The sequence below is a fragment of the Actinosynnema sp. NPDC050436 genome, from assembly GCF_040655415.1.
Lineage (GTDB): Bacteria > Actinomycetota > Actinomycetes > Mycobacteriales > Pseudonocardiaceae > Actinosynnema.
Genome location: NZ_JBFAJV010000011.1, coordinates 226407 through 240584, shown reverse-complemented (window position 1 = coordinate 240584; position 14178 = coordinate 226407). Strand labels below are relative to the sequence as shown.

Sequence of the window (14178 nt, the reverse complement as noted above, 5' to 3'; positions counted from 1 at the left end):
GCGCCGCCTGCCTAGGCTGGTGGTCGTGGACGAAGCCGTGGTGGTCTCGGACCTGGTGAAGGTCTACAAAGGCGCACCCGGACCGGCGGTCGACGGCCTGGGCTTCGCGGTGCGACGGGGCGAGGTGTTCGGCCTGCTCGGGCCGAACGGGGCCGGCAAGACGACCACGGTGGGCGTGCTGACCACCAGGGTGCGGCCGACGTCGGGCCGGGCCCTGGTGGAGGGCGTGGACGTGGTAGGCGACCCGCAGCGGGCACGTCGGCTGCTCGCCGTGGTGCCGCAGCGCAACAACCTGGACCGGGCGCTGAACGTCCGGCAGAACCTGCTGTTCCACGCCGCCTACCACGGCCTGTGCCGCGCCGAGCGGACCCGGCTCGCGGACGAGGTGCTGGGGCGGATGGGCCTGGGCGAGCACGCGAAGTCGCTGGTGGACAAGCTGTCCGGCGGCCAGGCGCAGCGGCTGATGATCGCCCGCGCCCTGATGCACCGCCCGAAGGTGCTGTTCCTGGACGAGCCGTCGACCGGTCTCGACCCGCAGGCCAGGCTGTTCGTGCACGACCGGGTGGCGGCGCTGCGCGGTGACGGCGTCACGGTCGTGCTGACGACCCACGACATGGACGAGGCGCAGAAGCTGTGCGACCGGGTCGGCATCGTCGACCACGGCACGCTGCTGGCTCTGGACTCCCCCGCCGCGCTCACCGGCGCGCTGCCGGGCAGCACCACGCTCAGCGTCACCGTCACCCTGGACGGCGCGGGCCACGACCCGCTCCACCGGGCGCTGTCCGAAGTGGAGGGCGTGCGGCGGGTCGAGCCGATCGCCGGCGCGGACGAGCGCTCCCGGCTGTTCCGGCTCTACACCGACACCTCGCCGGCGGTCGCGCTGCCGGACGTCCTGCGCACCGTCGAGCGGTTCGGCGCGGCGGTGGCCGACCTCGCCATCGGCGTGCCGAGCCTGGAGGACGTGTTCATCCACCTGACCGGTCGGGAGCTGCGATGACCGCGCTGCGCACGTTCAACGCCATCCTGTGGCGGGACGTCTTCGTCACCGGCCGGGAGCTGCCCGCCTTCCTCGCGCAGGTCGTCATCCAGCCGTTCTTCACGCTGTTCATCTTCGCCAAGGTGCTGGGCGACATCGGTTTCGTGCAGGGCGACTTCGCGGCCGTGCTGCTGCCCGGCATCGTGGCGATGAACGGCTTCCTGGGCGCGTTGCAGAACACCACCCTGCCGCTGGTGCTGGACTTCTCGTGGACCCGCGAGATCGAGGACCGGTTGCTCGCGCCCATCCCGATCCCGCTCGTGGCCGTGGAGAAGATGGTGTTCGGCGCGCTGCGCGGTGTGCTCGCGGCGGTGCTGATGATCCCGATCGGGTTCGCCGTGCTGGACGTCTCGTGGCCGCCGGCCGGCGTCCCGGTGGCGCTGCTGGTGATCGTGCTGGGCTCGCTGGTGGGCGCGGCGGTCGGCATGGTGATCGGCACGGCGGTGTCGCCGAGGCACATCAACGTGATGTTCGCGGTGATCCTGACCCCGCTGCTGTTCACCGGCTCCGCCCAGTTCCCGTGGCCGCAGCTCGACGGCCTGCGGTGGTTCCAGGTGCTGTGCGCGCTCAACCCGCTCACCTACGTCAGCGAGGGCACCCGGGCGGTGCTCGTGCCGGACGTCCCGCACATCCCGCTGTGGGTGGACCTGGTGGTGCTGGTCGGGTCCACCGTGGGCTTCGGCGCGCTCGGAATGCGCGGCTTCCTGCGCCGCGCCCTCGACTGATCCCCTGACGGCCGGCTCGGTTCACCGATCGCAGGCGCGGCGAGGAGGGGCTCCCGGCCGGGAGCCCCTCTCTCGTCGGACGGTCAGGACGCGTAGTCCTCCAGCATCTCGGTCACCAGGGCCGCGATCGGCGAGCGCTCCGACCGGGTCAGCGTGACGTGCGCGAACAGCGGGTGTCCCTTCAGCTTCTCGATCACCGCCGCCACGCCGTCGTGCCGCCCGACCCGCAGGTTGTCCCGCTGCGCCACGTCGTGGGTGAGCACCACCCGCGAGTTGGCGCCCAGCCGGGACAGCACGGTGAGCAGCACGTTGCGCTCCAGCGACTGCGCCTCGTCCACGATCACGAACGAGTCGTGCAGCGACCGGCCCCGGATGTGGGTCAGCGGCAGGACCTCCAACATGCCCCGGTCCATGACCTCCTCCACCACGTCCTGGCTGACCAGGGCGCCGAGCGTGTCGAACACGGCCTGCGCCCAGGGCTGCATCTTCTCGGTCTCGGAGCCGGGCAGGTAGCCCAGCTCCTGGCCGCCGACCGCGTAGAGCGGGCGGAACACGACGACCTTGCGGTGCTGGCGGCGCTCCATGACCGCCTCCAGGCCCGCGCACAGCGCGAGCGCCGACTTGCCGGTGCCGGCTCGTCCGCCCAGCGAGACGATGCCGACCTCGGTGTCGAGCAGCAGGTCCAGCGCGACCCGCTGCTCGGCGGAGCGGCCGTGCAGGCCGAACGCCTCGCGGTCGCCGCGCACCAGCCGCACGCGCTTGTCGGCGGTGACCCGCCCGAGCGCGCTGGACGTGCCCGCGAGCAGCCGCAACCCGCTGTGGCACGGCAGCTCGGCCACCGGGGCGAGGTCGAACTCGACCGGGTCGACCACGCCGTCCCGGTAGAGCGCGTCCACCAGGGACTGGTCGACGTCGACGTCCGACATGCCGGTGTGCCCGGACAGCGTCACGTCGTGCGCGCGGTACTCCTCGGCCGCCAGGCCCACCGCGCCGGCCTTGACCCGCAGCGGCATGTCCTTGGTGACCAGGGTGACCGTGTTGCCGTCGGCGGCCAGGTTGAGCGCGCAGGCCAGGATCCTGGCGTCGTTGGAGTCCGTGCGGAAACCCGCGGGGAGCACCTCCGGGTCGGAGTGGTTGAGCTCGACGCGCAGGGTGCCACCGAGGTCGCCGATCGCCACCGGGTGGTCCAGCCGGCCGTGCCGCAGCCGCAGGTCGTCGAGCAGGCGCAGCGCCTCCCTGGCGAACCAGCCCAGCTCGGGGTGGTGCCGCTTGCCCTCCAGCTCGCTGATCACCACCAGCGGCAGCACGACCTCGTGCTCGGCGAACCGCGTCATGGCCAGCGGGTCGGAGAGCAGGACGGACGTGTCCACCACGTAGGTGAGGGCGGTCGGCGCGCCACCGCGCCGGGATGTGCTGCGCGATGAGCCTGAGGAACGGCTCGCGGGTCGTCGTGCGTTCACGGCAACTCCTTCACGAACGCGGCACCCGCGTCCGCTCCTCGCTGGGCCAGGCACCACCCCGATCGACCGGTACGCCTCAGGCGTACCGACCACGAGGGCCGGGTGCCGGCCCCCTCGTGCACATCGCCACGTTCGGGGCCTCCCTGCGCGGTCCGCAGTGGACGCGGTCCGCCAATTCGGAAGTTACCTCCGCAAGCACCCGGTTTGCAGGCAGCCACACAGGTGATTCGCCGATTCGTCACGTCGTGGTCAACCGGGCCCTGATCACCGGAACGGAGGACGGATTGCGGCGACCGGCGGTCACCTCCCGGCGGCAGGGCGTAGTCCACGCAGCTCAGCGGCCGTCCGCCGGACGGCAGCGGGTGGTCACCGAGGGTTGCGCGGTGCCCCCGGGACCCCGTCGCGCAGCTCCTCCCGGAGCGCTTCGGGAACCAGCGGTTCGTCGAGAAGTCTCAGGTAACGCTCAGGCAGCGTCCCACCCGGTGGGCGCGCGTCGAGCCACGCCCGGACCAGCCGGGCCCCCTCCACGTACGTCGTGGTGTAGGCCCGCCACAGCGGGTCGCCGAGGAACCGCAGCATCTGCCGCGCCCTCCCTTCGGGGACCAGCAGCCAGCGGCGCAGGTGGTCCACCACGTCGTCCTGCGACGCGCGCCGGTCGTGCAGCATCAGCGCCGCGTCCTGGCGGACGTCGACCAGGCCGGACACCGCCTGCTCGACGCGCTCGGCCTGGTCGCCCTCCATGCGCAGGCCCAGGTCGCGCAGGACGCGCTCGGTCCAGCGGCCCCAGCCGGGGCCCACGGCGGCGTGCAGGCCCAGCTCGGCCATGCCCTCGGCCATCAGGCACTGCGGCGTGTTGATGACGAAGAGGGACTGCTCCAGGTGGCCGCGCTCGCCGACCAGCCCGACCTCCTTGCGGCAGTGCTCGGTGTGGTGGCCGGGGTAGGACTCGTGCGCGACCAGGTGCGGCAGGTTCGACATCCGGTGGCCCAGGTCGGCGTTGACCGCCACCCGCGACCGGAAGTCGCCCAGGTAGTAGTTGAACCCGCTCCACGGCTTGTCGGTGACGATCTCGTACTCCACGACCTCGTGGTCGGGCAGCGCGTAGTGCTGCCGCACCTGGTCGCGCAGGGCGCTGGACAGCTCGTGCACGGCGGCCTCGAGCTTGCGCGGCGGCACGGTCTCGTCCACGCGGTAGTCGGCCAGCCGCTCCCGCAGCGAGCCGTGGCCGGGCAGCACCTCGTCCAGCCGGGCGTGCGCGCGCCGGTACTCGTCGGGGTTGCCCGGCACCGGGTCGACCTGGAAGTAGGCCCGGACCTCGTCCACGAACGCGACCCGCACGCCGGCGAGCTTGCGGGCGGTGCACTCCAAGGCGGTCAGGTGGGCGGCCAGGAAGCGCTCGCGCTCCGGTGCCAGCCCCGCGCCGGGCAGCTCGCGGCGCAGCAGGCCGGCCCGCTCGGCGAGGGAGGCGGGGTGCGGGCGGGGCTCGTTGTCCACGGCACGCCGCAACGCCCGGTCGCCGGTGTACGAGTCGACCAGGCCGGGGTGCAGCCGGTCGAGGCGCAGACCGAGCGCCAGGTACTCCCGCACCAGCGTGTTGCCGTCCATGAGCAGGGGAGCTTACGAGCCGGGCGGCGGCGCTACCACGGTGGCGTGCACGGGAACGAATCGCAATTCGAAGAACAACCGAACAGGGGACAGTGGCCAATACCGGGGTCACACAATGGTGTGATCACGACGCAAACGGCGGTGCCCTTCGGTAACTTTTCCGGCGAGGACCCCAGCGTCCGGAGATCCCCGAAGACTCCGGTGAGGGCGGGGGAAATCCCGACACGAAGGAGATAGAAGTGCTGAAGAAGGCAGGCGCTGCCGCCGCCATCGCGGCGGGCCTCATGATGCTCGGCTCCCCCGCGTTCGCGGCCGGCCACGACGCCGAGTACGACGTGCACCAGTGGAACAGCGGGCCGTTGGTCAGCGCCCTCAACGGCAACAACCTGAACGTCCCGATCGGCGTGTGCGGCAACAACGTCGGCGTCCTCGCCGCGATCATCCCGGCCGGCTCCCCGCAGCTCACCGGCAACTGCGCGACGGGCGCCATCCTCGACGGCCACGACAACAACGTCGGCGGCAACCACGTCGACGGCTGATTTCCGCCGCACGACGTCGGCGGTTCGTTCCGCCGCACGTCGAAAACCGGCAGGGGCGTCCCCGGAAACCTCCGGAGTGACGCCCTTTCCCGGTGTGCACGACTCGGCGGAGCACGGCGCGCCGATTGCCACCCAGCAGTGTTGCAATGCACGACCCTGCACCGGACGTCGGATTTTTCCGCCCGGTCGGACAACTACCCGAAGGAGATTGACGTGCTGAAGAAGGCAGGCGCTGCCGCCGCCATCGCGGCCGGTCTGATGCTGATCGGTTCGCCCGCGTTCGCCGGCGAGCCCGAGCACCACGACGGCTGGGGCCACGACCACCACGGCAGCGACGCCCACCAGTGGAACAGCGACGGCCTGGTGTCGGCGCTGAACAACAACAACGTGAACGTCCCCGTGGGCGTGTGCAACAACAACGTCGGCGTGCTCGCCATCGTGGCCCCGATCGCCTCCCCGCAGGCGGCCCAGAACTGCTCGGGTGCCGTGATCGTGGACGGCAACGACGGCAACGTCGGCGGCAACAGCGCGGGCTGACGCCCACGACCGCGTCCGGGCTCCACCGGGCAGAGGAGGGGTGCCTCAGCGGGGCACCCCTCCGGCGTCCCCGTCCCGCCGCCGGCCCAGTGGCCCGGCCCAGCCGACCCGATCCAGATGCCCCGACCCAGGTGGTCTTGTGGGCCAGGTGGTCTTCCGGGTCAGGAGCCGAAGCGCCGGTGGCGGACCGCGTAGTCGCGCAGGGCGCGCAGGAAGTCGGTGCGGCGGAACTCCGGCCAGTACGCCTCGCAGAACCAGAACTCCGAGTGCGCCGACTGCCACAGCATGAACCCGGACAGCCGCTGCTCGCCCGACGTGCGGATGAGCAGGTCCGGGTCGGGCTGGCCGGACGTGTACAGGTGCTCGGCGATGTGGTCCACGTCCAGCACCTCGGCGAGCTCCTCGATCGTCCCGCCGGACTCGGCGTGCTTCTGCAGCAACTTGCGGACCGCGTCCGCGATCTCCTGCCGGCCGCCGTAGCCGACCGCGACGTTCACCTCCAGCCCGGTCCGCCCCCGGGTGCGCAGCGACGCGGCCGACAGCCGGGCGGCGGTCTCGGTGGGCAGCAGGTCCATCGCGCCGACGTGCCGCACCCGCCACGGGTTACCGGGCTCGGCGATCTCGTCCACGATGTCGGCGATGATGTCGAGCAGCGGCCCCAGCTCCTCGGTGGGCCGGTTGAGGTTGTCCGTGGACAGCATCCACAGCGTCACCACCTCGACCTCGGCCTCGCGGCACCAGGTGAGCAGTTCGAGGATCTTGCGGGCACCGACCCGGTGGCCGTGCGCGACGTCGGTGAAACCGGCCTCCTTCGCCCACCGCCGGTTGCCGTCGAGCACCACGCCGACGTGGCGTGGCCGTTGCTTGCCGTCGAGCCATCGGTTGAGGCGGAACTCGTAACCCTTGAGGAGGACGCTCTTGACCCGTTCGCGGAGACCCACGCTGGAAGAGCGTACGCCGGGTGGGCGCGGTCACGCCGTCGTGTGCTGACCGGCTTCCCTACGCTCCCGTAACCTCGACCGGGTGACCACGTCGACCTTCCCCGAGCCGCCGGCAGCCGCACTCCGCCCGCGTATGCGTGGTTGGCTGCACTTCTGGTCCTTCGTCGTCTCCGTGGCGACGGGTGCCACCCTGATCGCCCTGGCCGCCGCCACGGTGTCCGCCAAGGCGGCGCTGGCGACGTCCGTCTACGGCGCGACGGTCGTCGGCCTGTTCGGCGTCAGCGCCCTCTACCACCGGGTGAACTGGACCAGCGTCCGCGCCCGGACGTGGATGAAGCGCCTGGACCACTCGATGATCTTCGTGTTCATCGCGGGCACCTACACCCCGTTCGCCCTGCTGGCGATGCCCGAGAACACCGGCAACGTGGTGCTGGCGGTGGTGTGGGGAGGCGCGCTGGGCGGCGTCACCCTGAAACTGGCCTGGCCGCACGCGCCGAGGTGGCTGGGCGTGCCGATCTACATCGCCCTGGGCTGGGTGGCGGTCTTCGTCCTGCCGGACATGCTGGAGTACGCGGGCGTCGGAGCCCTGGTCCTGGTGATCATCGGCGGCCTGCTCTACACGGTCGGCGCGATCTTCTACGCGTCCCGCTGGCCGAACCCCTGGCCCCAGGTCTTCGGCTACCACGAGTTCTTCCACGCGGCGACCGTCGTGGCGGCGCTCTGCCACTACATCGCCATCTGGTTCGCCATCTACTCCTGACCTGCGGTTTTACCTCTCTCGGCACCCCTATTTCCATGATCAGGCCGTCTCCAGGCCGTCAGCATCCGGGCATCCGCCCGGGGCACGGCATGGCGTTCGGGGGTCAAGGCCGCTGCACGCTCCGCCCGCCGCCGCCTTCCCGTCCACCAATCGATCCACTGCCGGACGCATCGACGAGGCCGTTGACCACCGCGAGTGACCTCTACTCGCGCAGGCACGCCTTGAACTCGGCCCAGCCCGCGTCGGTGTGCGCGTATCGCCGGAAGTACGTCCTCAACGCGCGTAACAGCGCCGGGCGGCCCAGTGCGTCTTCCATTGCGCGGACCCGTGCCAGGTGTGGTGCGTACGGGCGGTCCGGCCACGGGGCGTTCGGGGGGAGTTGCCACGGGTCCGTGCCGGGGAGGAGGTGTTCGGTCGCCAAGCGGCTCAGGTAGGTCGCCAGGGCTTCCACCAGCCACGGTTCGGCGTCCACCAGGTTGCCCGACCACGCGTGCGCCACCTCGTGGCTGAGCACGGTGGTCGCGTACAGCGGCTCGCGGGTGGCCAGGGCGTCCAGCACCGCGTCGTCGAACAGGATCAGGCCCGGTGACGAGAACGCCAGGTGCGGGAGGTCGGGGACGAACAGCGCCTCGCACTTGCCGTACGGGAACGGCACTTCCAGGAGGTCTTCGAAGAACGCGATGGCCTCGCGCACCCGGCGGGACACCGCCTCGCCGTCCGGTCGTTGGGCTGCCCTCGACCCGGTCGCGTAGACCTGTTCGGCGACCTGCTCCCACGGGCCTGCGGCGGCGGCCAGGGCGTACGGGGCGATCGGGGTTTCGGTGCTGCTGGCCAGGACCAGGCCGGGCGCGTTGACGGTCAGCGCGAACTCGCTGCGGGCCCGCTGGTCCAAGGCGCAGAAGCTCCACGGCGCGCGGTCGGGGTACTGGAGGGTGTACAGGTACGTCGCGCCGTCCGCCCGCACCCGGCGGAAGCCCCGGTCGTCGGCCCAGGCGAAGTCGGCGTCCACCTCCAACTCACCGGCTGCGTCGAGCGCGACCCGTGCGCCGTCCCACGGGACGTCACGTCCGTTGAGGCGTGCGTGGCGCAGGTGCGACGCGGCCAGTTGCGCGTGGGACGGCGTGCCGCAGAAGCGCACGGCGGTCCGACCGCGAAAACCCCGGGCGGTCGGGTCGAGGTCCCACGTGATGTCGTACGAGATGGTCATGATCCCCCGGTTCCCGAAGCTACCAGCGGGACCGGGGGAACGGCATCGGACCAGGTCGGCGACCACGTGCCCGAGGGCCGCGCGGAACCGCCCCGCTACCGGTGGAGCGCTGCCGCGAGGTCGTCAGCGGTGGTGACGGGTCGGTCGCACACGTAGCCCCGGCACACGTACGCCGCCGGCGACCCGTCGACCAGCGGGCGGTCGGCGAGCAGTGGCGCGGCGTCGGGGTCGCCCGTCACGACCACACCGCCGCCGTGCACGCCGCGCCACGCCGTCGACGCCAGCTCGGGCGAGCCGCCGACCACGGCCACCTGCACGGGGCCCAGCGCCAGCGCCTCGGCGACGCTGAGCCAGTTCCCGGCGAACCGGGGCTCGCGGGCGGCCAGCAACCCCGCGCGGGCCACCGCCGCTTCGGCGGCGGCCCGGTACTCGCCCTGCCGGGGTGCACCGAGGACGGACGCGGTGAGCAGCGCGGACGCCAGCGACGACGCGCCGGACGGGGTGGCGTTGTCCGACGGGTCGGAGGGCCGCTGGACGAGCGCCTCGGCGTCGTCGGCGGTGTCGTAGTACACGCCGGGCTGCTCGCCCGCGAACCGCTCCAGCGCGGTGTCCAGCAGGCCGCACGCGACGGTCAGCCACCGCTGCTGCCCGGTGGCCTGGTGCAGGGCGAGCAGCCCCTCGGCGAGGCAGCCGTAGTCCTCCAGCACGCCGGCCGCCGTGCCGGCCACGCCGTCGCGCGAGGTGCGCAGCAGCCGCCCGTCGACCAGGTGCACGGCGAGCAGCAGCTCGGCGGCGCGCTCGGCGGCGGCGACCCAGCGCGGCTCGCCGTGCACCGCGCCGGCTTCGGCCAGGGCGGCGACGGCAAGCCCGTTCCACGCGGTCACGACCTTGTCGTCGCGGCCGGGCTGTGGCCGGAGGTCCCGCGCCGCCAGCAGCGCCGAGGCGATGGCCGGGTCGGGCTCGCCGAGCATCCGCAACGTCGACGCGCCGTCCTCGAAGGTCCCGTCCTCCGTGACGCCGTACAGCACGGCGGCCCGCGCGCCCTCCACCGGACCGAGCACGTCCGCGAGCTGCCGGGGCGTCCACACGTAGGTCGAGCCCTCGACGCCGTCGGTGTCGGCGTCCAGCGACGCCGCGAACCCGCCCTCCTCGGTGCCGAGCGCGCGCACCACGAACTCGGCGGTCTCGCGCACCACGGCCCGGTACCGCTCGGCCGGGTCCAGGCGGCTCAGGTGCGTGTACACGCGCAGCAGCAGTGCGTTGTCGTACAACATCTTCTCGAAGTGCGGCACCACCCAGCCGGCGTCCACGGAGTAGCGCGCGAACCCGCCGGCGAGCTGGTCGTACAGGCCGCCGTTCGCCATCGCGTCGCAGGTCGCGCGGACCATGGACAGCGCCTCGACCGAGCCGGTCCGCTCGTGGTCGCGCAGCAGGAACTCCAGCACCATCGACGGCGGGAACTTCGGCGCACCGCCGAACCCGCCGTGCGCGCGGTCGAAGTGGCCGAGCAGCGACACGACCGCGCCGTCCAGCACGTCTTCGTCCACAGTGGACTCGGGCAGCGGCTTGAACGCGAGCTGGGACACGATGCTCGCGGCCGACTCGCGCACCTCGTCGCCCTGCTCGCGCCAAGCGTGGGTGATCGCCTCCAGCACCTGCCGGAACGACGGCAGGCCGGGCCGGGGCGCGGGCGGGTAGTAGGTGCCCGCGTAGAACGGCTCGCCGTCCGGGGTGAGGAAGCACGTCATCGGCCAGCCGCCGTGCCCGCTGAGCGCCTGGGTGACGGCCATGTACACCGCGTCCACGTCCGGCCGCTCCTCGCGGTCCACCTTGACGTTCACGAAGTGCTCGTTCAGGTACTGCGCGGTGACCTCGTCCTCGAACGACTCGTGCGCCATGACGTGGCACCAGTGGCAGGCCGCGTACCCGACCGACAGCAGGACCGGCACGCCGCGCTCGCGCGCCTCGGCGAACGCCTCCGGCCCCCACGGGTGCCAGTGCACCGGGTTGTCGGCGTGCTGGAGCAGGTACGGGCTGGTCGCGGACGCGAGCCGGTTCGTCATGCCACCACAGTAATTCCCGGCCGGGACGCCGACCGGTCGAGCAGACTGGTGCCATGCACACCGCCGTCCCGCCACCGGACGGGTCCCGGCAGGCCGACGCCCTGCCCGCCGACCCGCCGCCCCACGACCTGCGCCACCTCACCGGCCCCTTCGACGCGATCGGGGACGTGCACGGCTGCCGCACCGAGCTGGTCCACCTGCTGCGCGAGCTGGGCTACCGGGTGGAGGCGGACGGCGCGCACCACCCGGACGGCCGGACCGCGCTGTTCCTCGGCGACCTGGTCGACCGGGGCCCGGACACGCCCGGCGTGCTGCGGCTGGCCATGGGCATGGTGAAAGCCGGCACGGCGCTCGCGGTGCGGGGCAACCACGAGGACAAGCTGGTGCGGGCGCTCCAGGGCCGGGACGTCAAGGTGGCCCACGGCCTGGAGAAGTCCCTGGCGCAGCTGGCGGGCGAGACGCCGGCGTTCCGCCGGGAGGTGCTGGAGTTCTGCGACGCACTGGTGCCGCACTACGTGCTGGACGGCGGACGGCTGGTGATCGCGCACGCGGGCCTGCCCGAGCGGTACCACGGCGTGCAGTCGTCCCGGATGCGGGCCCTGGCGCTGTGGGGCGTGAGCACCGGCGAGCTGGACGAACGCGGCTTCCCGGTGCGCCACCCGTGGGCCGAGGAGTACTCCGGCGCGGCGACCGTCCTGTATGGACACACGCCGGTGGAGGAGCCCCGCTGGGTCAACGGGACCCTCTGCCTGGACACCGGGTGCGCGTTCGGCGGCCGGCTCACCGCCCTGCGCTACCCGGAGCGGGAGCTGGTCTCGGTGCCGGCCCGCCGCACCTGGTACGAGCGCTAGCCGGCCGCCCTACTCCGCCGGCTTGCCGCCGGGCTCGTCAGCCGGGCCGTCGTCCGGCTTGCCGCCGGCCTTGCCGGCCGGTGCGGCTGCCCCCTCCGGCGGGTCGAAGGAGGCAGGCAGCTTCTTCAGGTGCTTGTTCATAGACTTGACCAGGAAGAACACCGCGATGAAGAACAGCACCAGCATGAGCAGGCCGAGCGGGGAGGACTTGCCGAAGTCCTCCTGCTGACCGCCGGGGTCCTTCTCCGGGGTGGTGGAGGGCTGCACCAGCACCATCGCCGTCGTCTGGTCCCAGGGGACCGGGTTCACGCCGTCACCTTCTCCCTCACGCCCGCGAACAGGTCGTCCTCGGGCACCGTGCTGTCGACCAGCGACCGGGCCAGCTCGTACTCCTCGGTCGGCCACACGGTGCGCTGCATCTCCAGCGGCACGGCGAACCAGCGGCTGGTCGGGTCGATCTGCGTGGCGTGCGCCTTGAGGGCTTCGTCACGCAGCGGGAAGTAGTCGGCGCACTCCACCCGGGTGGTGACGCGGTCGATCACGTCCGGCTTGTCGGCGTCCCAGCCCGCCAGCCACTCCGCGTACGGCGACTCCTCGCCGGCCGCCGTCAGCGCCTCGTGGAACGCGACCAGCTTCGCCCGGGAGAACCCGTGCGAGTAGTACAGCTTGAGCGGCTGCCACGGCTCGCCCGTCCCCGGGTAGCGCTCCGGGTCGCCGGCCGCCTCGAACGCCGCGACGGACACCTCGTGGCACCGGATGTGGTCGGGGTGCGGGTAGCCGCCGTTCTCGTCGTAGGTGACGATGACGTGCGGCCGGAACTCGCGGATCACCTCGACCAGCGGCGGCACGGACTCCTCCAGCGGGACGAGCGCGAAGCAGCCCTCGGGCAGCGGCGGCAGCGGGTCGCCCTCGGGCAGGCCGGAGTCGACGAAGCCCAGCCAGCGGTGCGAGACGCCCAGGATCTCGGCGGCCCTGGCCATCTCCCCGCGCCGGATCCCGGCCATGTTCTCCAGCACCTCGGGGCGGTCCATGGCGGGGTTGAGCACGCTGCCCGCCTCACCCCCGGTGCAGGTCACGACCATGACCTCGTGGCCCTCGGCCACGTAGCGCGCCATCGTCGCCGCACCCTTGCTCGACTCGTCGTCGGGGTGCGCGTGAACCGCCATCAGGCGCAGCTTCTCAACCATGACGGTGGTGGTCCTCCTTGGCCCTGCCGGACAGAGCCCCCTCGGCCCCTGCGACACTCAACGCACATCTGGACGACCATTGTTCCCCACGGGCAGGAAGGCGTTGGCAAGTGGCACTGCCCGAGGGTCGGTACGGCAAGCCCCGACGCGCCCTGCCCCGGTGGGCCAGGTGGTCACTGCCCGTCATCGGGGTGCTCGTCGGGGCGGTCGTGGCGTGGGTCGGGTTCCGGAACCTGGGCACCCAGCCGGTCGAGGCCAAGCAGACCGCGTTCGAGGTGCTCGACGACCGGTCCGTGGAGGTCACCTTCGAGGTGCTGCGCGAAACGCCGGAGCAGGCCGTCGTGTGCATCGTGCGCGCGCGCTCGGACGACGGCGACGAGGCCGGCCGGCGCGAGGTGCTGGTGCCGCCGGGGCCGTCGACGGTCTTCGCCACGACGGTTGTCCGGACGTCCAAAGAACCGACCACCGGAGAGGTGTTCGGCTGCTCCTACCAGGTCCCGGCTTACCTGTCCACGAGGTAGCGGCCAAGCGGGTGATCTGCGGGTTTGCCATCCCATTCGGGAACAAAACGCCGTAGTTGAACGTTGTGGACGTGTTACTCTGGCCTTTCAGCACGGCCCCGGCGCGGGCCGTGTTTTTCCGTTCCGGGCGCGTGCGCCCGGGAACTACCAGCCCACCGCGTGGGCCTGGAGCAAGACGAGGAGTTGGTGACCGTGAGCGACACTGAGGTGACCTGGCTGACCCAGGAGGCCTACGACCGGCTCAAGGGAGAGCTGGACGAGATGATCGAGAATCGCCCGGTCATCGCTGCGGAGATCAACGCGCGCCGCGAGGAGGGCGACCTCCGGGAGAACGGCGGGTACCACGCGGCCCGCGAGGAGCAGGGCAAGCAGGAGGCCCGCATCCGCCAGCTCCAGGAGCTGCTGCGGGTCGCCAAGGTCGGCGAGGCGCCCACCGTCGCCGGTGTGGCCGCCCCCGGCATGGTGCTCACCGTGCGTTACGAAGGGGACGACGAGACCGAGGAGTTCCTGCTCGCCACGCGCGAGGAGGGCGCGCACGGCGCGCTGGAGGTCTACTCCCCCTCGTCGCCGCTGGGCAAGGCCCTCAACGGCGCCAAGGACGGCGAGACCCGTGAGTACGAACTGCCCAACGGCAGCGTCCAGAAGGTGACGCTCATCAAGGCGGTGCCCTACGCGGGCTAGCCCACCGACTCGGGAGAGGGGCGGCCACCGACGCGAGGTGGCCGCCCTTCTTCTGCGTCACGTCA

Annotated in this window: 14 protein-coding genes and 1 pseudogene; 8 read left to right on the top strand and 7 right to left on the bottom strand. The window is 72.1% G+C overall.

The features are described from left to right. The first annotated feature begins 25 nt into the window (after nt 1-25). Nucleotides 26-997 carry an ABC transporter ATP-binding protein gene (locus AB0I60_RS26070; protein WP_360733753.1) on the top strand — a complete coding sequence of 324 codons (972 nt, stop codon included), beginning with the start codon at nt 26-28 and terminating at the stop codon, nt 995-997. Then, nucleotides 994-1761, top strand: coding sequence for an ABC transporter permease (locus tag AB0I60_RS26065; protein ID WP_360733752.1), 768 nt, complete (start codon nt 994-996; stop codon nt 1759-1761). Before AB0I60_RS26070 ends, AB0I60_RS26065 begins: the two co-directional genes overlap by 4 nt. Nucleotides 1762-1844: 83 nt before the next feature. Here AB0I60_RS26065 and AB0I60_RS26060 read toward each other — a convergent pair whose 3' ends face one another. Next, nucleotides 1845-3134: a PhoH family protein gene (locus AB0I60_RS26060; RefSeq protein ID WP_360733877.1), complete on the bottom strand. Its 1290-nt coding sequence runs from the start codon at nt 3132-3134 to the stop codon at nt 1845-1847. A gap of 453 nt (nt 3135-3587) precedes the next feature. Beyond that, on the bottom strand, nt 3588-4826 hold the full coding sequence (locus AB0I60_RS26055; protein WP_360733750.1) for a DUF885 domain-containing protein: 1239 nt from the start codon (nt 4824-4826) through the stop codon (nt 3588-3590). A 239-nt stretch (nt 4827-5065) separates the two neighbouring features. Between AB0I60_RS26055 and AB0I60_RS26050 the strand changes: the two genes are divergently transcribed. Together AB0I60_RS26050 and AB0I60_RS26045 are read left to right on the top strand one after the other, a co-directional pair. Continuing rightward, nucleotides 5066-5365, top strand: a complete 300-nt coding sequence (locus AB0I60_RS26050; RefSeq protein WP_360733749.1) for a hypothetical protein — start codon at nt 5066-5068, stop codon at nt 5363-5365. Between the two features lie 213 nt (nt 5366-5578). After that, nucleotides 5579-5902, top strand: coding sequence for a hypothetical protein (locus tag AB0I60_RS26045; protein WP_360733747.1), 324 nt, complete (start codon nt 5579-5581; stop codon nt 5900-5902). Nucleotides 5903-6063: 161 nt separating this feature from the next. Here AB0I60_RS26045 and AB0I60_RS26040 read toward each other — a convergent pair whose 3' ends face one another. After that, on the bottom strand, nt 6064-6843 hold the full coding sequence (locus AB0I60_RS26040) for an isoprenyl transferase (protein WP_360733746.1): 780 nt from the start codon (nt 6841-6843) through the stop codon (nt 6064-6066). 133 nt (nt 6844-6976) lie between these two features. Between AB0I60_RS26040 and AB0I60_RS26035 the strand changes: the two genes are divergently transcribed. Next, nucleotides 6977-7603 carry a hemolysin III family protein gene (locus AB0I60_RS26035; protein ID WP_360733874.1) on the top strand — a complete coding sequence of 209 codons (627 nt, stop codon included), beginning with the start codon at nt 6977-6979 and terminating at the stop codon, nt 7601-7603. 202 nt (nt 7604-7805) lie between these two features. Here AB0I60_RS26035 and AB0I60_RS26030 read toward each other — a convergent pair whose 3' ends face one another. Beyond that, the gene (locus AB0I60_RS26030) at nt 7806-8810 is read right to left on the bottom strand and encodes a M1 family aminopeptidase (protein ID WP_360733744.1); all 1005 of its coding nucleotides are present in this window, start codon (nt 8808-8810) and stop codon (nt 7806-7808) included. A gap of 95 nt (nt 8811-8905) precedes the next feature. After that, nucleotides 8906-10873, bottom strand: coding sequence for a thioredoxin domain-containing protein (locus AB0I60_RS26025; protein WP_360733742.1), 1968 nt, complete (start codon nt 10871-10873; stop codon nt 8906-8908). Nucleotides 10874-10983: 110 nt separating this feature from the next. Between AB0I60_RS26025 and AB0I60_RS26020 the strand changes: the two are divergent. After that, a pseudogene (locus tag AB0I60_RS26020) lies at nt 10984-11718 on the top strand (metallophosphoesterase); the annotation flags it as partial. A 15-nt stretch (nt 11719-11733) separates the two neighbouring features. On the opposite strand, the gene AB0I60_RS26015 reads toward AB0I60_RS26020, so the two are convergent. Both AB0I60_RS26015 and mca read right to left on the bottom strand, forming a co-directional pair. After that, nucleotides 11734-12000 carry a hypothetical protein gene (locus AB0I60_RS26015; protein WP_360733872.1) on the bottom strand — a complete coding sequence of 89 codons (267 nt, stop codon included), beginning with the start codon at nt 11998-12000 and terminating at the stop codon, nt 11734-11736. 29 nt (nt 12001-12029) lie between these two features. Continuing rightward, nucleotides 12030-12911, bottom strand: coding sequence for a mycothiol conjugate amidase Mca (gene mca, locus AB0I60_RS26010; protein WP_360733740.1), 882 nt, complete (start codon nt 12909-12911; stop codon nt 12030-12032). Between the two features lie 110 nt (nt 12912-13021). Here mca and AB0I60_RS26005 point away from each other — a divergent pair, with 110 nt between their 5' ends. Next, complete coding sequence (locus AB0I60_RS26005; protein ID WP_360733739.1) at nt 13022-13432, top strand: DUF4307 domain-containing protein; 411 nt, start codon at nt 13022-13024, stop codon at nt 13430-13432. A gap of 183 nt (nt 13433-13615) precedes the next feature. Continuing rightward, the gene (greA, locus tag AB0I60_RS26000) at nt 13616-14113 is read left to right on the top strand and encodes a transcription elongation factor GreA (RefSeq protein ID WP_085983579.1); all 498 of its coding nucleotides are present in this window, start codon (nt 13616-13618) and stop codon (nt 14111-14113) included. Nucleotides 14114-14178: the final 65 nt, after the last annotated feature.